This is a genomic window from Streptomyces violaceus (assembly GCF_036014075.1).
Classification (GTDB): domain Bacteria; phylum Actinomycetota; class Actinomycetes; order Streptomycetales; family Streptomycetaceae; genus Streptomyces; species Streptomyces violaceus.
In genome coordinates, this window is the sequence record NZ_CP107911.1 from 8,417,079 (window position 1) to 8,435,380 (window position 18,302).

The window sequence follows — 18,302 nt, forward strand, 5'->3', positions numbered from 1 at the left end:
CAATGGTGATCATGACAGCGTCGACGACCTTCCAGCCGGTCCTGGAACGCATCGCCGAGGAGATCGAGCGGACCCCAGGCCGCGGCCGGCCCGCCGACTACATCCCGGCGCTCGCGGCCCGCGACCCGCGCCGGTTCGGCATGGCCGTCGCCGAACCCGACGGCACCGTGTACGGCGTGGGGGACTGGCGGGAGCCGTTCTCCGCGCAGTCCCTCACCAAGGTCTTCACCCTCGCCCTCGATCTGGCCCGCGAGGGCGACGCCCTGTGGGAGCACGTGGGCCGCGAGCCCTCCGGCAACCCCTTCAACTCCCTCGTCCAGCTGGAGTACGAGAACGGCATCCCGCGCAACCCGTTCATCAACGCGGGCGCCCTGGTCGTCACCGACCGGCTGCACACCCGTACCGGCGACGCGTCGGGCGAACTGCTGGCGTTCCTGCGGGCGGAGAGCGGCAACCCCGACCTGGGCTTCGACGAGGAGGTCGCCGCCTCCGAGACGGCGCACGGCGACCGCAACGCCGCCCTCGGCCATTTCATGGCCTCCTACGGCAACATCGACAACCCGGTGCCGGTCCTGCTCGACGAGTACTTCCGGCAGTGCTCGATCACGGCGTCCTGCGCCGACCTCGCCCTCGCCACGACCTTCCTGGCCCGCCACGGCGTCCGCGCCGACGGCACCCGACTGCTCACCCGCAGTCAGGCCAAGCAGATCAACGCGATCATGCTGACCTGCGGCACGTACGACGCGGCGGGCGACTTCGCCTACCGCGTCGGGCTGCCCGGCAAGAGCGGTGTGGGCGGCGGCATCATCGCTGTCGTTCCGGGCCGTTGCGCGCTGTGCGTGTGGAGCCCGGGCCTGGACGAGCGCGGCAATTCGGTGGCGGGCATGGCGGCCCTCGACCGATTCACGACGCTGACAGGCCTCTCTGTCTTCTGAAGGCGGTTGTCCCGCGCCCCTCAGGGGCGCGGGGCTGTGTCGATGTGCGGCTCCGCCGCGTGGGCGCGACAAGCCCCCACCGGCCCGCGCCTGATCACCGACCGGTCACACCGCCGCTTCCTCCTGGAACAGACCCCGTCAGCTTCCGGCCATCCGACGTCGACACCCTGACTGAGTGTTGGCCATGGCTTTCCCCGTCGATCTCCGCCGCTGCCAGATGCTCGGTCTGGCCGGTACCGCCTTCCTCGCGGCGGGCGGTGAGACGGCCGGAGCCCTGCCCGTACGGGACCTCCTGCACCCGGCCTCCGCCGGCGCGGCCCTCGGTCTGGTCGGTGCGTACTTCGGCGTCGTCCTGCTGATCGCGGCCTGGGCGCTGCTGGGCCGGCTGGTGCGCGGACCTCGGCCGCCCACCCCCCGTGCCCTGCTGCTCGTCCTCGCCGTCTGGGCGGCACCGTTGCTGCTCGCCCCGCCGCTGTTCAGCCGGGACGTCTACAGCTACCTCGCCCAGGGGGCGATGGTCGACGCGCACATGGACGTGTACGCGCACGGGCCGTCCCAGCTCGGCGGCCCGCTCGCCGACGAGGTCGCCCCGCTCTGGCGGCACACCGGAGCCCCGTACGGCCCGGTGTTCCTCGCCGTCGCGGCGGCTCTGTCCGGTCTGACGCGGGGTGAACTGCCCGCCGGTCTGTTCGGGATGCGGCTCGTCGCGCTCGCCGGCGTGGCCCTGATGGCGGCCGCACTGCCCCGGCTCGCCCGCCACAGCGGCGCCGACCCGTCCGCCGCGCTGTGGCTGGGCGCCCTCAACCCACTTGTCCTGCTGCACTTGGTCGCGGGCGCCCACAACGACGCCGTCATGCTCGGCCTGCTCGGCGTCGGCCTGGTGGCGGCGCTCGGCCGGTGGCCGGTCCTCGGCGCCGTCCTCGTCACGCTCGCCGCCCTGGTCAAGGCGCCCGCCGTGCTCGGTCTCGCCGCCGTCGTCGTCCTCCAGATCCGCGCGGGCCGCAGTCCGGCGAAGGCCCTCGTGACCACCACCGTCGCCGCCGCGGGGACGACCGTCGCCGCCACGGCAGCGGCCGGCACCGGCTACGGCTGGATCGGCGCCCTGAACACCCCCGTCTCACCCCAGAACTGGGCCCTGACCACCCTGCTCGGCCGCGCCACCCGGGCCCTGCTGGAACACCTGGGAAGCGACCTCGCGCCCCTGGCGATCCCCGCCTGGCACGCGCTCGGCATCGCGGCTGCCGTGGTCGCGATCGTGCTGATATGGCTCCGGCTGCGCCCACGACCGGTCTACGCGCTGGGCCTGAGCCTCGCGGCGGTGGCCGCGCTCGGCCCCGCGATCCGCCCCTGGTACGCCCTGTGGGGCCTGTTCCTCATCGCCGCCGCCACGCCCAGCACGTCCGTACGTCACCGGCTGGCGGCCGTGACCGGTGTGCTCGCGCTCAGCGTCCTGCCCAGCGGTGGAGCGGCGGACACGGGGCAACTCGTCCTCGCCGTCTCCGGCGGCGCACTCGCGGTCGTCGTGCTGTGGCAGGCCCGCCAGGCCGAACTCGCCCCGGCGCTCGGACGTGCGGCATGACCCCGGCCCTGCCGTGCACGGCCCGCGGACGGCTGCTGCTCCTGCTCGCCCTCGCCACCGTGGTGACCGTCTTCACCGCCACCGTGCCCCTGCTGCGCGACTGGTTCGACCTGCGCGTCTACTACGGCAGCATCGACACCTGGGTCCATCACGGCGGCCGCATCTACGACTACCGGGTGCCCGGCACGACGTACGGCTTCACCTACCCGCCGTTCGCCGCGGTCGCCATGCTGCCGATGGCGCTGCTGGACCTGCGCACCGCGATCGCCGCCGCCCTGCTGCTCAACCTGGCGGCCCTGGCCGTGATCCTGCGCCTGCTCACCGGCCCCGAATGGCGACGTCACGGATGGTACGGCTGGGCCCTGATCGCCTGCCTGCTCGCACTGTTCGAACCGCTCCGCGACACCTTCAGCTTCGGTCAGGTCAACCTGCTTCTGCTGGCTCTCGTGCTCACCGACGCGGCGCTGCTCGCCACCGGACGCGGACGCCTGGCCGGCATCGGCATCGGGCTCGCGGCCGCGATCAAGCTCACGCCGGCGCTGTTCATCGGGCTGCTGCTGGTGGCCCGGCGGTGGCGCGCGGCGGCTCTCGCCACGGCCGTCGCCCTCGGGGCCACGGCCCTCGCGGCCTGGGTCGACGCGGACGCCTCGCGCTTCTACTGGACCGACGCGCTGTGGGACACCAGCCGAATCGGGCGCCTCGGCTATGTCTCGAACCAGTCGGTGCAGGGCATCCTGGCCCGGCTGGGCGAACCGGACCGGGCGGTGTGGGCGGCGGCGGTTCTGCTGATCCTCGGCGTGTGGGCGGTGCGGGTGCGGCGGGCGGTCGCCGCGGGGGACTGGACGGCCGCGTTCGCCCTGACCGGCCTCGCCGCCTGTCTCGTCAGCCCGATCACCTGGGTGCACCATCTGGTGTGGCTGCTGCCGTCCTTCGCTGTGCTGATCCGTACGGGGCACCCACGGATCGCGGGCGCCCTGTACGCCGTGCTGTGCACCAGCGTGGTGTGGCTGTGGTTCGACGACGCGTCCGGCGTCGACGGGTTCCTGGGCAGCAACACCTACGCCTGGATCACCCTGGGCCTGTTGCTGTGGCTGCCGGTCGGTCACCTCCCTTCGGACCGGCGGACCGGCAGCCGCAGCACCAGCACCACGACCGCCGCGCCCAGCCCGACGGCACCCACGATCAGCCCCGCCTCGGTCCATGCGGAGCCGGGTTCTTCCGGGACGGCCGCAGCGGCGGCCGCGGGCAGTGTCGTCGAACCCGGCCGCGCGGGGGCCCGCGAGGGCTCGAGCGAGCCCACCGGTTCAACCCTCGCGGCTGACCGGAACCCCCAGTCGAGCAGTGAGCGTGCCTCCTCGTAGACGGCGGCCCCGCCGCCCTGCTGAGGGTTCATCACCGTCACGACGAGGGTGCGCCCGTCCCGGCGCGCCGCGGCGACGAGCGTGCTGCCCGCCTTGCTGGTGTAGCCGTTCTTGATGCCGATCAGACCCCGGTACGGCTTCACGCCGCGGGTGCCGCTCAGCAGCCGGTTGGTGTTGCGGATCGCGTACGACCAGCCGCCGCCGCCCGGGAATCTGGCCTCGACCGTGGCGCAGTACCGAGCGAAGTCCGGGTTGCGCAGCCCCACCCGGCCGAAGATCGCCAGGTCGAACGCCGACGACACCTGGCCCGGTGTGTCGTAGCCGTCCGGCGACAGCACGCGCGTGTCGTGGGCGCCCAGGGAGCGGGCCTCGGCCTGCATCCGCCGGGCCGTGGCCCGCCAGCCGCCGTTCAGTTCGGCCAGGACGTGCACGGCGTCGTTGCCGGAGTTGAGGAAGACACCGCGCCAGAGGTCGGCGATCCGGTAGGTACGGCCCTCCGCGACCCCGACCAGGCTGCTGCCGGCACCGATGCCCCGGAGTTCCTCCGCACGGACCGTGTGCCGGATGCTCGCCGGCAGCGCGGGCAGCACCGTGAGGGCGAACAGGGTCTTCAGGGTGCTCGCCGGGGGCAGCCTGCGGTGCGCGTTGTGGGCGGCGAGCACCTCGCCGCTGCGGGCGTCGGCCACCAGCCACGACAGGGCGGAGACCTCCGGGAGACGGAGCGCCCCGGCACGGGGGCGGACATGGGTACCGGGGCGGTGCAGCAGCGAGGGGTGCGGGACCGACGCCCTCGGCCCCGCGGGCGCACTGGGCTCCGCCCTGCCGGAGACGTCCGCCGCGGCGGGCACCACCGCCAGGAGCCCCACCGCACAGAGCACACCGGCCGAGACGGCCATCCGGAAAGAGAATCCGAGGATCATATGATTAACGTAGAAACGGATGTGCTCCGCACGGCGACGACCGGGCCGAACAGCGTCCGCGAGCACCCGGATGCCACACCGGCGGCGTCCCGGCACGGGTGGTCGAGGCATGTCCGTCAGCCCGCGGGCAGGGTCGGCTGGATGCGCCGCAGGAACGTCGCGTTGTCCGGTGTCTCGCGCATCCGCTCCAGGAGGGTCTCCAGACCGCCCTGGCCGTCCCGGTTCTGCAGCACGCGCCGCAGGCCGTACATGGCCGCCAACTCGGCCGGGGGCAGCAGGAGTTCCTCACGGCGGGTGCCGGAGGGGGTGATGTCGACGGCTGGGAACACGCGACGGGACGCCGGGTCGCGGCTCAGACGCAGCTCCATGTTGCCGGTGCTCTTCAGCTCCTCGAAGTAGAAGTCGTCGGCCCGGGAACCGGTCTCCACCAGGGCGGTGGCGAGGATCGTGAGGGAGCCGCCCTCCTCGGCGGCCCGGGCGGCGCCGAAGAACCGCTTGGGGCCGGTCAGCGCGGACGCGTCGACGCCCCCGGTGAGGATGCGGCCACCGGATGCGGCCGCGTTGTTGTGCGCCCGGCACAGCCGGGTCAGCGAGTCGAGAAGGATGACGACGTCCTCGCCGGCCTCGACGAGCCGCTTGGCCCGTTCGATCACGAGATCGGCGAGCGCGATGTGCTGCTTGGCACTGCGGTCGAAGGTCGAGGCGTACACCTCGCCCCGCACACTGCGCCGCATGTCGGTGACCTCCTCGGGCCGCTCGTCGAGCAGCAGCACCATCAGTCGGCTCTCGGGATGGTTGCCGGCGACGGCGGCCGCGAGCTGCTGGAGGATGACGGTCTTGCCGGTCTTGGGCGGGGCCACGAGGAGCCCGCGCTGGCCCTTGCCGACGGGCGCGATCAGGTCGACGACCCGTCCGGCCAGTCCGGCGGCCGGGTGTTCCAGACGCAGCCGCTCGTGCGGATGCAGCGGTGTCAGGTCGCGGAAGTGACGCCGGCCGCGCGGTTCCCCGGGCTCGCGGCCGTCGACCCGTACGACGTCGGTCAGGCCTCGCCGGTCGCCGCGCACGCCCTCGACGAGGTCGCCCTTGCGCAGGCCGTACCGGCGGATCAGCGCGGGGGAGACCGGAGGGTCGGCGGGTGTGGGCAGGTAGTCCTCGGCGCGCAGATGCCCCTTCCCGGCCGTGTCGATGTCGAGGACGCCGGTTGCCGTCTGGGCGGTCTCGGCGCTCCGGGCCTGGGGCTGCCGCTGTACGGGTGGGTTTTCGAGAGTGGTGGTCATGGTGGTGTGTCCTTTCAAGGACGGAAGGCATGGGGCATGCGAAGGAAGGGGGAGAGAGCCGCGATGGGAGGGCCTTGGGCACGCCTCCGGGCGGCGAGAACAGCACAGCACCTTGGCTACGACGAAGAACGTCCTGCTCAGCGAGGTGATGCTGGAATCAGAGAGAAAGAGAAGAAATGAACTGGCACCGGCGCCCGAAACCCGGGCGTGCACGAGTGCTGATCAGACTGTACCACGGGACGCGATGCCGGGGGAGTGGCGGGTCCCTCAGTCGCCTCAGCGGCCGGCCAACAGCCCGTACAGCAGCGGGATCCGCGGCTCGGGCAGCCGCCACCAGCCGGACTCCGTACGGACCATCTGCGGCCAGCGAGGCCAGGGAAGTTCGTCGCCTTCCCGCAGCCGCCGCACGGTGAGTCCCGCTCCGGTCAACGCGTTGACGACCTCACCCATTCCGTGCATCCACTCGTAACTGTCCGTGGCGCCCTCGACGGCCGGGCCGTCCGTGTAGGTGCGGGTGGCGTCCCGGCGCACCGGACCGCCGCCGCCCAGGTAGTCATGGCGCAGAAGCAGCTCGGGGCCTTCGCCCGGAGCGGGCTTCGGGCCGAGGGAGTTGAGCAATGGATGGAACTCGACGACGTACAACCGCCCGCCCGGCCGCAGGAGCCGGCCGACAACCTCCGCCCAACGGTCCAGGTCGGGTAGATAGCACAGGGCGCCCTTGCCGGTGTAGACGACGTCGAACAGCCGCCCGTCCAAGGCCTCGACGGCGTCGTACACGTTCGCCTGAACGTACGTCACGTCCGCCCCGGCCTTCGCGGCGATGCCGGTCGCGGCCGCCACCGACGCCTCGGAGAAGTCGAGGCCGACGGCACGGGCTCCGCGCCGGGCCAAGGCGATGGTCTCCGTGCCGAGGTGACACTGCAGGTGCAGCACGTCACGCCCGGCCAGCTCGCCGAGGTCCTCCCACTCGAAGGGGGCGAACCAGCGCTCGGGGTCGAGGTCCTGGTCGAGGCCGTAGAACCGGCTGGCGAGATGGACGGGCGTGCGGGCGTCCCAGTTGGCCTGGTTGGCCCGCATCAGCGCGTCGTGCTCGGCGGACGTCATGGGGCCATCCAACCAGACGAGTTGCTCACACCGAGCGTGCTTGTGCCTCCTCGGCGATCCGCGCGAACTGCGCGCCCATGGCCGCCGCGAGCGCCTGCGCCCCCGACAACGGGCGCACCATCACGGTCAGTTCGTCGATGAGCCCGTTGTCGTCGACATGGATGAAGTCGCAGCCGTTGATCTCCCGGTCGCCCACCCGCGCGGTGAAGACGAGGGCGTGGTCGCGGCCGTCCGCGTCGTTGATCTCGCGCACGTAGCGGAAGTCCTCGAAGACGCCGGAGACGGCGCGCAGGATCGCCGCCGTGATCGCCTTCCCGGCGTACGGCTTGAACACGACCGGGCTGGTGAACACGACGTCCGGCGCCAGGAGCGCCTCGGCGGCGTCGAGGTCCAGCGCCTCGACGGCCTCACGGAATGCACGCATCGAACCTGCCTTAATCAACTAGTTGAGTAGGTGCGGATGAGATTAGTCAACTGCTGTTACCGTGTCCATATGTCGCTGAAGTACGCCGTTCTGGCCGCCCTCCTGGAAGGAGAGGCCTCGGGTTACGAGCTCTCCAAGGTGTTCGACGTGTCGCTCGCGAATTTCTGGGCCTCGACGCCGCAGCAGCTCTACCGGGAACTGGAGCGCCTTGCACAGGACGGGCTGATCGAGGCCAGGGTCGTCCGCCAGGAGCGGCGGCCCGACAAGCGGATGTTCACGCTCACCGAGGCGGGCCGTGAGGATCTGTGCACGTTCGCCGCCGCACCGCCCCGGCGGCCCGCCGCCATCAGGGACGAACTCCTCATCAAGATCCAGGCCATGGACGGCGCGGACCCCGAGGCCACCCGCGCACTGGTCGAGGAGCGCGAGGCGTGGGCCCGCGGCAAGCTCGCCCGCTACCGGCGCGTCCGCGAGCGCCTGCTGGCCGGCCGCGGCGAGGAGGAGTACCTGCGGGAGGCCGATCGCGTCGGCCCGTACCTCACCCTGATGGGAGGCATCGGCTTCGAGGAGGAGAACCTCCGCTGGTGCGAGCGCGTACTCACGGTCCTCGAACAGCGAGCTCCCCTAGGCTGAGCCGATGTTCAGCCCCGAAGGTCCCACGCTGCGCGAGCTCGCCGTCCAGGCGCTGTCGTCCGTCGAGCACGGCTACGACCTCCTCGCGCCGAAGTTCGACCGCACCCCCTTCCGGACGCCCGACGCGGTCCTCGACGCCGTCGGGTCGGCTTTGCGGCGCATGGGGCCCTTCGGCGCGGGCCTCGACCTGTGCTGCGGTACCGGCGCGGGCGTCGGCGTGCTGGCGGGGGTGTGCCGGGAGCGGGTCACCGGCGTCGACTTCAGCGCGGGCATGCTCGATATCGCGCGGGCGCAGGTCAGATCCGCGGGGCCGCCGGTCTCCTGGGTCAGGGCGGACGCCCGCGCCCTGCCCTTCGCGCCCGACTTCGACCTGGTGGTCAGCTTCGGGGCCTTCGGGCACTTCCTCCCCCGTGAGCTGCCCGCCCTGTTCGCGCAGGTCCGATCGGTCCTGCGGCCGGGTGGCTGCTTCGCGTTTCCGCTGGTCGCCCCGCCCCGCCCGGGCTCGCTCGGCTACTGGATGCTGCTCGGCTTCGACACGGTGATGCGGGTGCGCAACGCGCTGTGGCGGCCTCCGTTCGTCATGTACTACCGCGCGTTCCGCTTCGGGGACGTAGGGCGCGAGCTGGCACGCGCCGGTTTCCGGGTGGACCTCCACGCCCTGCCGGAGTTCGGACCGCGACGGGACGGCAGTCCGCGGGTACGGCTCGTAGTGGCCCGGCTGCCGGTTTAGTCGGCCCGGCCCGGCAGGGTGAACTCGTAGACCAGCGCGTCCTGTTGGGCGTCGACCACGAGGTCGGTGATCTCCAGCGGGCGCGCGTACTGGTCGTGCACCTGCCGGGTGACCCGCACCGATCGCGTGCTCGCGAGGCGGGTGATGGCGTCGCGGTGGTGCAGGGTCAGACCGGCCCGGCGCATCCAGTCGTAGGCCCGCCGCAGATGGGCGGTCGCCGTTCCGTCGGCACGGTCGCGGTAGCGGCCCAGCTCCTCCACCTCCGCGAGTGCCACTGCGGAGAAGGACGTCACGGCGGTCCGTAGTCCGCGTCCGTCGGTGGTCGCGTACCGGTAGTTGTGGACGAGGGTGGGCCGGCCCGGGGCCAGCCCCAGAGCCTCGGCGTGGTCCGGCGGGGGCGGCTCCCAGGTGACGGTGGCGCGGGCGACCGTGCCCGGAGTGGCGGCCGTCGCGCCGACCGGGAAGGCGAGCGAAGCCGGGGTTTCCACCGACAGGCCGGGCAGGGTGGCGTGGCTGCCGCGCCGGTCGGTGGCGACCAGACCGTCACGGCGCAGCAACTCCAGCGCCTGCCGTACGGTCTCCCGGCTGACCCCGAAGTGCTCGGCCAGCCGCCGTTCGCCCGGCAGCCGTTCACCGGGCGGGATGCGGCCGTCGCGCAGTTCGCCGATCAACCGCGTCGCGATCCGCCGGTACAGAGGCTCTTCCTCGGCCGGCGGGTGGTCGTGCGGGGTGGTGCGGGCCATGCCGCGCCTCCTGGTGGTGACGTGCGGTAGTGGTACGGGCTCGGTGCGCCACCAGATCTAGCATTGGTCTAAACCAGACGGGAAGGGTGGCCGGGCGGTTCGGCCGAAACCGCCCCGCCCGGGCCCGCCGTCACAGCGAGCTGTACAGGGCGTCGACGAGGGCCATCTTCCGTGGGTCGTCCGCGATATGAGGCCCCATACGGTTCATCACATACCCAAGGGACACCTCCGCCTCCGGGTCGGCGAGCCCGCAGGAGCCGCCGAAGCCGTCGTGACCGAAAGCGCGCGGGTTGGGTCCGTAGGAACCGTTGGATCCGCTGAGCCACAGCCCGAGCCCCACCTCCGTCTCGTTCTCGAACCCGGCGCCGAGCACCAGGTCCCGGCAGCTGCCCTGCCCCTCGCGCACCCGCTCGGCCGCCTCGGGGGACAGGACGCGGTGGTCACCGTACGACCCGCGCCCCGCGAAGACGCCGTAGAGGGCGGCGACCGCGAGCGCGGTGCCGTGCCCGTTCGCCGCGGGAATCTCGGCGGCCCGCCACCCGGGGGTGTTGGCCCCGGCGGCGGCCACCGGCGGGTTCGTCAGCGCCGCGATCGCCGCCGGGGCCAACTGGGCGAAGACAGCGGCCTGTTCACTGCTCGCCGCCACCGGCGGCTGGACCAGCTCGGCCACCCGGCCGGAGTCCTTCTCCGGCAGTCCGATACGGAAGTCGATCCCGAGCGGTGTGGTCACCTCCCGCTCAAGGAAGGCCCCGGGGCGCAGCCCCGAGACCCGCCGTACGACCTCGCCGACCAGATGGCCGTAGGTCAGCGCGTGATAGCCGGACCGGCTTCCCGGTTCCCACCAGGGCTGCGTCGCCGCGAGCCGCTGCGTGGTCAGCTCCCAGTCGCAAAGCTGCTCCAGCGAGTGCGGTTCGCGCAGCCCGGCCAGACCGGCGCGGTGGGACAGCAGGTGCCGTACGAGGACCTTCTCCTTGCCCGCCGAGCCGAACTCGGGCCAGTACTCGGCGACCGGCGCGTCGAAGTCCAGCAGCCCCCGGTCGGCGAGGATGTGCGCGCACAGCGCCACCGGGCCCTTGGTCGTGGACCACACGTTGACCAGCGTGTCCCGCTCCCATGGCCGGGAGCGCTCCGCGTCGGCCCAGCCGCCCCACAGATCCACCACCGTCGCGCCGCCGACGGTGACGGCCACCGCGGCGCCCAGCTCGCCCCGCTCCCGGAAGTTCTCCTCGAACGCCCTGCGCACCGCCGTGAATCGCGCGTCGCAGTGCCCGCGCACCTGTGTCTCGTTCTCGGACATGAGCCCCTCCGCCGACCGTCCTGGGGCCGGGCCGCCGTGGAGCGGCCCGGCCGCGAAGAACGTACCGACTGGTCGGGACCGTGCGGAAGCCCGCCGGCGGTGAACGGCCGGATCAGATGTACGAGCGCACCCAGCGCAGCTTGGCCGCCTCCTGGAACGGGCCGCCGCCCTCGTGGTCGTTGAAGTCGTAGACCTCGATCTCCTTGTCCTCGTGACTCCAGGCGTTGAAGGCCGCGAAAACGGTGGAGGGCGGGCAGGTCTGGTCCTCCAGGGCGGCCGAGAAGAGTGCCGGGGCCCGGCCGCGGGAGGCGAAGTGGACGGAGTCGAAGTAGGAGAGCGTGCGCAGGGCGTCCGCGGCGCGACCGCGGTGCGTCTTGAGGTACAGGCCGATCTCCCGGTACGGGTGCCGGTCCGTGAGCGTGGCCGCGCGCGGGTAGTCGCACAGGAACGGCACGTCCGGCGCGACGGCCGCCAGGTCAGGGACCAGTCCGCCCACCGCGATCGTGATGCCGCCGCCCTGGCTCGCGCCGATGGCCACCGTGCGCGTGGCGTCGGTCAGGGGGTGCGAACGGGCCGCCTCCACGGCCCGCACGGCGTCCGTGAACACCCGGCGGTAGTAGTAGTTCTCCGGCGCGTCGATACCGCGTGTCATGAAGCCCGGGAACGCCGGCGCGCCGCCCACCGGGTCCGCCGTGCCGCCGCCCGCGCCCCAGGCGCTGCCCTGCCCGCGGGTGTCCATCACGAAGTGCGCCCGGCCCGAGGACGCCCACAGCAGGTGCTCGTGCGGCAGTCCGCGGCCTCCGCCGTAGCCGATGAACTCCACGACGAGCGGCAGCGGTCCGTCCGCCCCGGCCGGCAGCGTCAGCCAGCCCTTGACCGGATGACCACCGAAGCCGGCGAACGTCACGTCGAACACCTGCACGGTGGACAGGCCTGTGTCGACCGGTTCGTAACGGGCGTCCAGATCGTGCTGACGTGCCTCCTGGAGCGTCTTGGACCAGAACGCGTCGAAGTCCTCCGGCTCGATGGACGCGCTGCGGTACTCGCGGAGTTCGTCGAGAGGAAGGTCGAACAGGGCCATGCAGGACCGCCTTGGGTGAGGAACAGCTGCGGAGACAGAGCGGATGATCACACTACGTGGGCGGTCGGAGGACTCGCCAGGCATTTTGTCCGTCACGCGCGGCGGTGCGTCCACTCCGGCTCCGTACGGGCCCACGCCCGGTCCCACTCGGCCAGCCTGCGGCGCAGCGCCACCCGGCGCACGACGACGTGGCCGAGAAGCACCACGAGCACCGCACCGCCCGCGGCGCACATGCCGATGGTGAGGGTGTGCTGCCAGACCGCGGTGCCGTCCACCGGCGGGGGCACGTTCCGCCCCCGGGAGTCGAACCAGACGTCCACGACCTCGCCCTGCCGGGTGCCCGCGGCGACCGGTGCCGTCGTGGTGCGCGTCCCCTCGCCCGGCTCCGTCCAGCGCACGGTCGCGCGGAACGCGTGCTGCCCGCCGGCCTCCACCGACGGCAGCGAGTCGCCTTTCCTGCCGACCACCTCGGCACGGACACGATGCCGCTCGGCGCGCTGCTCCACCGAGACCGAGGTCGCCTCGTCATGGGCCCACCAGGCTGCCGCCGCCCCGGCCAGCGGCGCGCCCACGAGCAGCAGGACGGCGACCGCCAGCGCCGTCCACGCCTCGACGACATCGGACCGGCGCCGCAGCGGACTGCGCCGCCAACGCCAGCCGCGCACCCGGGTTCGCATGTCGACCTCCTCGCCGTCACCGCGGCCGGAGGGCCGGGCCGGCCGTGCGGTGGCGGTGCCGCTCCCTCCGCGTCATGCCACGTCTGCGAGTGCCCACACGGACCGGGTACCCCCTCCGACGCGTATCGATCGCTCGTCGTGGCTCCGGTACGGGGCGCCGGCACGGCAAGCCGCACGGGAGAACCGCACCGTACGGAGAGCCGGGCCGTCGGTCCCCTCCCCGGCAAGGTCGTCGCGGGCGCGGGGGGAGCGGTCGCGTGCCGAAGCCCTCCGGCTGGGTGCCCGGGCCGACCGGGGCGAAACACCGGGGGGAGGGGGCGTCGTCGAGGTCAGCGCGCCGGCGAGATCAGCCGAAACGCTCGATCCGAATGCGGTCCACGGGCTGACCGGCCGTCACGAGCAGCCGGGAGGCGTGCTCGGCGAAGGAGTTGGAGCCGCACACATAGGCTTCCCACCCACCGGACGGCTGCTCGGCCAGGAGAGGCGCCACATGTGCTGCGGCCATACGTCCCACGGGCACACCCTCCGGTGCGCCGCGGGTGAAGACGGGCGTCGCCTCCGCGCCGAACTCCCGGGCGTAGATGAGCTCCTCGGGGCTGCGCGCGGACACCACCAGCCGCAGCGGCACGGTCAGGTTCCGCGCCCGGTGGTGCCGGACCATCGACATCAGCGGTACGAAGCCGGAGCCGGCGCCGATCAGCAGCGCGGGCCGGTCGCCGGGCCAGGCGAAGAAACCGCTCACCGGGCCCCGCACCTCGACCCGGTCGCCGGGCCGGGCGACGGTGTGGAACCAGCCCGAGACCTCGCCGCCGTCGACGTGATCCAGGGTCAGCTCGATGTGCCCGGAGTCGTCCGGGGCGGACGCGATCGAGTAGTGGCGCTGGGCCGCATAGCCGTCCTCGGCGGTCAGCCGCACCATCAGGTGCTGGCCGGGCAGGTGACCCGGCCAGCCGGGCACGGCGAACCGGAAGGTGGCGGCACGCGCGGTCTCGCGGCGGATCTCGGTCAGCGTGGCGGTCTGCCACACGGAGGCGGCCTGCTCGCTCACGGCGATGCGCCCCGGCACGGCGAACCGCGTGGGAGGCACGAAGGTCTCAGTCACCGGAGTACCTCTGCTCCTCCCAGGGGTTGCCCCGCTCGTGGTAACCGTTCCGCTCCCAGAAGCCGGGCTCCTCGTGGTCGAGGATCCGCAGGCCCGCGATCCACTTGGCGCTCTTCCAGAAGTACAGGTGCGGCACCAGCAGTCGCGCCGGGCCGCCGTGCTCGGGGGCGAGCGCGCCGCCGTCGTACTCCCAGGCGATCCAGGCACGCCCGCCCGTCAGGTCGGCGAGCGGAAGGTTCGTGGTGTAGCCGGTGTGCGAGTAGGCCACGGCATGGGTCGCCGACCCATGGGGCCGGACCACATCGAGGAAGGCGTCCAGGGACACGCCCGAGAACCGCACCCCGAACTTCGACCAGCTCGTCACGCAGTGGATGGCGCCCTCGTACGCCGACGGCGGCAGCCGGTGCGCCTGCTCCCAGTCCCAGGTGCGGGGCTCGGCCACCAGGCCGTCGACGCGGAAGGTCCAGTCGGCGGGTGCCAGGTCGGGAGTGACCTCGGCGGACAGGACGGGCCAGTCGTCGCCGGCGTCGTACTGGCCGGGCGGCAGACCGGGGTCGGCGCCGCGCGGGCGCCCGGTGAAGCCTCTGGTGATGTGCATGGGGTGCTGCCTCCGGGCCGGGCCGACGGTGCCCCGCCGGGCCGGGATGATCAGTGATTGCGTATTCCACGGTACGTGCGGTGCGCTCAGTCGTGCCGACCGGGCCCGGAGCCCGCGTTGTAGCGCACGAGACAGTCGGCGAACAGCGACAGATCCTCGGCCGGCCAGTCCGCCAGCCGCTCCCGGAAGGCGGCACGACGGCTATCGGTGACCTGGGCCAGGATGCGCCGGCCCGCCTCCGTCAGCTGCAGCACCAGAACGCGCTGGTCCTCCGCGGCGGGGCGGCGTTCGATGAGACCGGCACGTTCCAGGGCGGCCACCTGGCGGCTGACGGTGGACTTGTCCAGGGCGTAGTGGGCGGCCAGATCGGTGGCACGGCAGCCGCCGCTCTCCTCCAGATGCCCGAGCAGCGTGTACGACACCAGCGACAGCTCGGGGTGCATCCGCCCCGCCGCGGCACGGGCACGGCGGGCGAAGACCGTCATCTCCCGCTGGATGGTCTCCACGGCGTCGGCTTCGTTCACCTGACCTCCCGCACGGCGCTTGCTGCCTGGCCTTTCCATGGTTGCATAGCCCAACCACTTGGCGACCGGGATGCCGATCGCTGTGCCGTACAGGGTGGCCGGTCCGTCAGGTAATGTTGCCGTCCGGCTGCGGACCACCCCAGCCATCGGAAGCCGAGGAGGTGAGACCCATTACCGCTGTGTCAGCTCGGGTGCTCACTCCTCGATGTCGCGCGGATCGCCGCCCGTAGGCGACCGCTGGAGCGCCCTTCGGCTCTCGAAAGGCTCTTGGCTTCCATGCCGTCTCTGTCTTCTGTCCCGCCCTCCATGCCGTTGTCCCGTGTCTCCGTGGCCGACGCCCTGCGCACCGCGGGGTGCGTCTTCGCCGAGGACGAGGCCGAGTTGATCCTCTCCACCGCGCGCACCCCGGCCGAAGCGGCCGCCATGGTCGAGCGCCGCGTCGAGGGTCTGCCCCTTGAACTCGTCGTCGGCTGGGCCGAGTTCAGGGGCCTGCGCATCACCGTCGCCCCCGGCGTCTTCGTGCCGCGCCGCCGCACGGAGTTCCTGGTGGAGCAGGCCCTCGCCCAGGCGCCCGGCTCCACCGTCGTCGTGGACCTGTGCTGCGGCTCGGGTGCCGTAGGCGCGGCGCTGGCCGCAGGGCTGAGCCGCGTCGAACTGCACGCCGCCGACATCGATCCCGTCGCCGTGGGCTGCGCCCGCGGCAACGTCGCCGCCGCCGGTGGTCACGTCCACCAGGGCGACCTGTTCGAGGCGCTGCCAGGTGAGCTGCTCGGCCGCGTCGACATCCTCGCGGCCAACGTTCCGTACGTACCCAGCGACGAGATAGGCCTGCTGCCCCTCGAGGCCCGCGACCACGAGCCACTGGTCGCCCTCGACGGCGGCACGGACGGCCTCGACGTCCTGCGCCGGGTCGCGACCGAGGCCCCCCGCTGGCTCGCCCCCGGCGGCTGCGTCCTGGTGGAGACCAGCCGACACCAGGCGCCGACCGCCGTCGCCGCTTTCGAACGCAACGGCCTGACGTCCCGCCTGGCCGTCTCGGAGGAGCTGTACGCGCATGTGGTGATCGGGGTGAGGCAGTAGGTGCCGCTCAGTCCGGAGCCGTCGCCCGTGCGATGAGCAAGGCCACGTCGTCGAAGTTTTCCGGCTCGTGGAGTGTGCGCAGGAGCAGGTCGCAGACCTCCTCCAAGGGGCGGTCGGGGCCGTCGAGGAGGGACAGGAGGGTGTCGAGGCGTTCGTCCAGCGGGTCCCGGCGGGTCTCGACGAGGCCGTCGGTGTAGAAGACCAGGCGGTCGCCCGGTTCGAGGTCGACGGTGGTCGTGGAGAAGGGGACGCCGCCCACGCCGAGCGGCACCCCGGTCGGCAGGTCGAGCAGCTCCGGGGGGTGGCCGGTCCGGACGCGTACCGGTGGCAGATGCCCGGCGTTGGCGATCCGGCACTGTCGCAGATGCGGGTCGTGGACGGCGTAGACGCAGGTGGCGATGGCCTGCTCCAGCCCTTCGGTGATCTTGTCGAGATGCTCCAGGAGCCGGGCCGGGTCGAGGTCGAGGGAGGCCAGCGTGGTGGTCGCCGTACGCAGCCGGCCCATGGTCGCCGCCGCGGGGATGCCGCTGCCCATCACGTCGCCCACGACGAGCGCGGTCGTGCCGCCGTCCAGCGGGATGACGTCGAACCAGTCGCCGCCGACCTCGCTCGTGGCCCCGGCCGGCTGGTAGCGGGAGGCGACCTCGAGACCGCCCGTCACCGGCGGATGGCTGGGCAGCAGGCTGCGCTGGAGGGTGAGCGCGGTGTCCCGGGCGCTCTGGTACCAGCGGGCGTTGTCGATCTGCACGGCCGCCCGGGCGGCCAGCTCGCGCGCCAGCAGCAGGTCGTCCTCGGTGAACGGAAGCGGATTGCGGGTGCGCTTGAGATCCAGGGCACCCAGCACCTCACCCCGCGCGATCAGCGGTACCGCCAGATAGGAGTGCACCCCGGCCCGGCCCAGCAGCTTCGCCGCCTCCGCGGAGCGGGCGATGCGGGGCAGGTCCTCGTCCTTGACCTGCGGCAGCATCACGGGGCGGGCCGTACGTACGCACTGGGTGACGAGCCGGTCGGGCGCGTACCGGGCCACCTGCCCCGGAGAGTCGGCCGCCTCCAGCGCCTCGGCCGAGTCGTACCCCTGGACCGCCAGCGCGCGGATCACGGCCGACTCGGCGGGGCCGAGGCTGGTGCGCCGCCCCTGCACCACCGCGTCCAGCAGGTCGACGGCCGCGATGTCGGCGAGTTCCGGCACGGCCACGTCGGCGAGCTCGCGGGCCGTGCGGTCCAGGTCCAGCGAGGTGCCGATCCGGCCGGAGGCGTCCGCGATCAGGGCCAGACGCCGGCGCGCGGCCTCGGCCTCGATGCCCGCCCGGTACTGCTCGGTGACGTCGACGATCGAGACGGCCACGCCCAGCACGGTCTCGAACGCGTTCTCCAGCCGGTACAGCGAGATCGACCAGGCGTGGTCCTGGTCCGGGTCGGCCGGGGTGCGGCCGATCGTGGACTGGTCGACGACCGGCGTGCCGGTGTCCAGGACCCCGCGCGCCGCTGCCTCCAGGGCCTCGACGTCCATCTGCGGCACCACTTCGTGGACCGCGCGGCCCAGGTGCTGCTCGGCCGGCACGCCGTTGATCTCCTCCAGTGCCGCGTTGACCGAGACGTACCGCAGTTCGGTGTCCAGCACGGCCAGCCCGATCGGGGACTGCGCGATCATCCGCGTCGACAGCGCCACCTCCCGCTCCAGCCGGTGCACGGTCGACTGGTCGGCGCACAGCCCCAGTGCGTAGACATCCCCCTGATCGTCCAGCAGCCGCATGTTCCGGAACTCCACGAGCCGTGTGCTGCCGTCCTTGCGGCGGATGGGGAAAGCCCCCGCCCAGCTCTGCCCGGTGCCCATGACGTCCGCGAACAGTTTGACCACGAGGTCGACATGCTGCTCGTGGACCATGATCCGGGCGGCGTACTCCCCGAGCGCCTCCCGCGCCTCGTACCCGAACAGCTCCTCGGCCTGAGGGCTCCACAGCACGATGCGGCCCTCGGCGTCGAGGACCACCGAGGCCACGCGCAGGACGTCGAGCAGCCCGCTCGGTCGCGCCGACCCGCGCGCCGGCTCGTCGCCCTCGGCCACGGGAGACCCGGCTGCACTCATCCCATGCCCCGCCTTCGCCGATCCTCGCGGCATGCCGTCATGGTGCCGACACCCCATGTTCTACCGCGCGGAGCCGTTCCCTCGAGGCCCCTCACGTCACCTTCCACCATCTCCCAACACGGCGCGTACCGCCCCGCAAAACCGGTCAGCA

General features: G+C 72.7%; 17 protein-coding genes and 1 pseudogene. 6 read left to right on the forward strand and 12 right to left on the reverse strand.

The window, feature by feature from the left end:
- Positions 1-2 precede the first annotated feature (2 nt).
- The 3 genes from OG542_RS37940 to OG542_RS37950 all read left to right on the forward strand — a co-directional run bounded on the left by OG542_RS37940 (position 3) and on the right by OG542_RS37950 (position 3,875).
- Positions 3-935, forward strand: coding sequence for a glutaminase (locus OG542_RS37940; RefSeq protein ID WP_328417027.1), 933 nt, complete (start codon positions 3-5; stop codon positions 933-935).
- Positions 936-1,119: 184 nt separating this feature from the next.
- Positions 1,120-2,514, forward strand: coding sequence for a polyprenol phosphomannose-dependent alpha 1,6 mannosyltransferase MptB (mptB, locus tag OG542_RS37945; RefSeq protein ID WP_328417029.1), 1,395 nt, complete (start codon positions 1,120-1,122; stop codon positions 2,512-2,514).
- Positions 2,511-3,875: a glycosyltransferase 87 family protein gene (locus tag OG542_RS37950; RefSeq protein WP_328417031.1), complete on the forward strand. Its 1,365-nt coding sequence runs from the start codon at positions 2,511-2,513 to the stop codon at positions 3,873-3,875. The genes mptB and OG542_RS37950 overlap by 4 nt, the downstream gene beginning before the upstream one ends.
- A 35-nt stretch (positions 3,876-3,910) precedes the next feature.
- Here the strand turns inward: OG542_RS37950 and OG542_RS37955 are convergent.
- The 4 genes and pseudogenes from OG542_RS37955 to OG542_RS37970 form a co-directional block, all read right to left on the reverse strand.
- A pseudogene (locus OG542_RS37955) lies at positions 3,911-4,906 on the reverse strand (D-alanyl-D-alanine carboxypeptidase family protein); the annotation flags it as partial.
- A gap of 5 nt (positions 4,907-4,911) precedes the next feature.
- Entirely contained in the window at positions 4,912-6,072 is a 1,161-nt protein-coding gene (rho, locus tag OG542_RS37960) for a transcription termination factor Rho (RefSeq protein ID WP_328417033.1), read from the reverse strand.
- Positions 6,073-6,348: 276 nt separating this feature from the next.
- Positions 6,349-7,176, reverse strand: coding sequence for a class I SAM-dependent methyltransferase (locus OG542_RS37965; protein ID WP_328417035.1), 828 nt, complete (start codon positions 7,174-7,176; stop codon positions 6,349-6,351).
- 25 nt (positions 7,177-7,201) lie between these two features.
- Positions 7,202-7,600, reverse strand: coding sequence for a nuclear transport factor 2 family protein (locus tag OG542_RS37970; RefSeq protein ID WP_328417037.1), 399 nt, complete (start codon positions 7,598-7,600; stop codon positions 7,202-7,204).
- A gap of 69 nt (positions 7,601-7,669) precedes the next feature.
- Between OG542_RS37970 and OG542_RS37975 the strand changes: the two genes are divergently transcribed.
- A complete protein-coding gene (locus tag OG542_RS37975) occupies positions 7,670-8,233 on the forward strand; it encodes a PadR family transcriptional regulator (RefSeq protein ID WP_328417039.1) in 564 nt (187 codons plus the stop codon).
- A gap of 4 nt (positions 8,234-8,237) precedes the next feature.
- The gene (locus tag OG542_RS37980; RefSeq protein ID WP_328417041.1) at positions 8,238-8,963 is read left to right on the forward strand and encodes a class I SAM-dependent methyltransferase; all 726 of its coding nucleotides are present in this window, start codon (positions 8,238-8,240) and stop codon (positions 8,961-8,963) included.
- Here OG542_RS37980 and OG542_RS37985 read toward each other — a convergent pair.
- The 7 genes from OG542_RS37985 to OG542_RS38015 form a co-directional block, all read right to left on the reverse strand.
- Positions 8,960-9,706 (reverse strand): GntR family transcriptional regulator, encoded by a 747-nt coding sequence (locus OG542_RS37985; RefSeq protein ID WP_328417043.1) that lies wholly within the window; start codon positions 9,704-9,706, stop codon positions 8,960-8,962. The two genes, OG542_RS37980 and OG542_RS37985, sit on opposite strands and share 4 nt — an antisense overlap.
- A gap of 130 nt (positions 9,707-9,836) precedes the next feature.
- On the reverse strand, positions 9,837-11,003 hold the full coding sequence (locus tag OG542_RS37990; protein ID WP_328417045.1) for a serine hydrolase domain-containing protein: 1,167 nt from the start codon (positions 11,001-11,003) through the stop codon (positions 9,837-9,839).
- A 112-nt stretch (positions 11,004-11,115) separates the two neighbouring features.
- Positions 11,116-12,084 (reverse strand): acetylxylan esterase, encoded by a 969-nt coding sequence (locus OG542_RS37995; RefSeq protein WP_328417047.1) that lies wholly within the window; start codon positions 12,082-12,084, stop codon positions 11,116-11,118.
- Positions 12,085-12,176: 92 nt separating this feature from the next.
- The gene (locus OG542_RS38000; protein ID WP_328417049.1) at positions 12,177-12,761 is read right to left on the reverse strand and encodes an Rv1733c family protein; all 585 of its coding nucleotides are present in this window, start codon (positions 12,759-12,761) and stop codon (positions 12,177-12,179) included.
- Between the two features lie 346 nt (positions 12,762-13,107).
- Complete coding sequence (locus OG542_RS38005; RefSeq protein WP_328417051.1) at positions 13,108-13,863, reverse strand: ferredoxin reductase; 756 nt, start codon at positions 13,861-13,863, stop codon at positions 13,108-13,110.
- A complete protein-coding gene (locus OG542_RS38010) occupies positions 13,856-14,461 on the reverse strand; it encodes a sulfite oxidase-like oxidoreductase (protein WP_328417053.1) in 606 nt (201 codons plus the stop codon). Before OG542_RS38010 ends, OG542_RS38005 begins: the two co-directional genes overlap by 8 nt.
- Positions 14,462-14,547: 86 nt before the next feature.
- Positions 14,548-15,024, reverse strand: coding sequence for a MarR family winged helix-turn-helix transcriptional regulator (locus OG542_RS38015; RefSeq protein ID WP_408057825.1), 477 nt, complete (start codon positions 15,022-15,024; stop codon positions 14,548-14,550).
- 237 nt (positions 15,025-15,261) lie between these two features.
- Between OG542_RS38015 and OG542_RS38020 the strand changes: the two genes are divergently transcribed.
- Positions 15,262-16,065: a putative protein N(5)-glutamine methyltransferase gene (locus OG542_RS38020; protein WP_328417057.1), complete on the forward strand. Its 804-nt coding sequence runs from the start codon at positions 15,262-15,264 to the stop codon at positions 16,063-16,065.
- Positions 16,066-16,072: 7 nt separating this feature from the next.
- Here the strand turns inward: OG542_RS38020 and OG542_RS38025 are convergent, their stop codons facing one another.
- Entirely contained in the window at positions 16,073-18,151 is a 2,079-nt protein-coding gene (locus OG542_RS38025; protein WP_328417059.1) for a SpoIIE family protein phosphatase, read from the reverse strand.
- Positions 18,152-18,302 lie beyond the last annotated feature (151 nt).

What these genes read in the sequence shown, in the direction of transcription:
- rho (WP_328417033.1), bottom strand. Translation starts at nt 6,072, where the DNA reads ATGACCACCACTCTCGAAAACCCACCCGTACAGCGGCAGCCCCAGGCC.
- OG542_RS38010 (WP_328417053.1), bottom strand. Translation starts at nt 14,461, where the DNA reads ATGCACATCACCAGAGGCTTCACCGGGCGCCCGCGCGGCGCCGACCCC.
- OG542_RS38000 (WP_328417049.1), bottom strand. Translation starts at nt 12,761, where the DNA reads ATGCGAACCCGGGTGCGCGGCTGGCGTTGGCGGCGCAGTCCGCTGCGG.
- mptB (WP_328417029.1), top strand. Translation starts at nt 1,120, where the DNA reads ATGGCTTTCCCCGTCGATCTCCGCCGCTGCCAGATGCTCGGTCTGGCC.
- OG542_RS37965 (WP_328417035.1), bottom strand. Translation starts at nt 7,176, where the DNA reads ATGACGTCCGCCGAGCACGACGCGCTGATGCGGGCCAACCAGGCCAAC.
- OG542_RS38020 (WP_328417057.1), top strand. Translation starts at nt 15,262, where the DNA reads ATGCCGTCTCTGTCTTCTGTCCCGCCCTCCATGCCGTTGTCCCGTGTC.
- OG542_RS38015 (WP_408057825.1), bottom strand. Translation starts at nt 15,024, where the DNA reads ATGGAAAGGCCAGGCAGCAAGCGCCGTGCGGGAGGTCAGGTGAACGAA.
- OG542_RS37975 (WP_328417039.1), top strand. Translation starts at nt 7,670, where the DNA reads ATGTCGCTGAAGTACGCCGTTCTGGCCGCCCTCCTGGAAGGAGAGGCC.
- OG542_RS37990 (WP_328417045.1), bottom strand. Translation starts at nt 11,003, where the DNA reads ATGTCCGAGAACGAGACACAGGTGCGCGGGCACTGCGACGCGCGATTC.
- OG542_RS37980 (WP_328417041.1), top strand. Translation starts at nt 8,238, where the DNA reads ATGTTCAGCCCCGAAGGTCCCACGCTGCGCGAGCTCGCCGTCCAGGCG.
- OG542_RS37985 (WP_328417043.1), bottom strand. Translation starts at nt 9,706, where the DNA reads ATGGCCCGCACCACCCCGCACGACCACCCGCCGGCCGAGGAAGAGCCT.
- OG542_RS38025 (WP_328417059.1), bottom strand. Translation starts at nt 18,151, where the DNA reads ATGAGTGCAGCCGGGTCTCCCGTGGCCGAGGGCGACGAGCCGGCGCGC.
- OG542_RS37970 (WP_328417037.1), bottom strand. Translation starts at nt 7,600, where the DNA reads ATGCGTGCATTCCGTGAGGCCGTCGAGGCGCTGGACCTCGACGCCGCC.
- OG542_RS37950 (WP_328417031.1), top strand. Translation starts at nt 2,511, where the DNA reads ATGACCCCGGCCCTGCCGTGCACGGCCCGCGGACGGCTGCTGCTCCTG.
- OG542_RS37995 (WP_328417047.1), bottom strand. Translation starts at nt 12,084, where the DNA reads ATGGCCCTGTTCGACCTTCCTCTCGACGAACTCCGCGAGTACCGCAGC.
- OG542_RS37940 (WP_328417027.1), top strand. Translation starts at nt 3, where the DNA reads ATGGTGATCATGACAGCGTCGACGACCTTCCAGCCGGTCCTGGAACGC.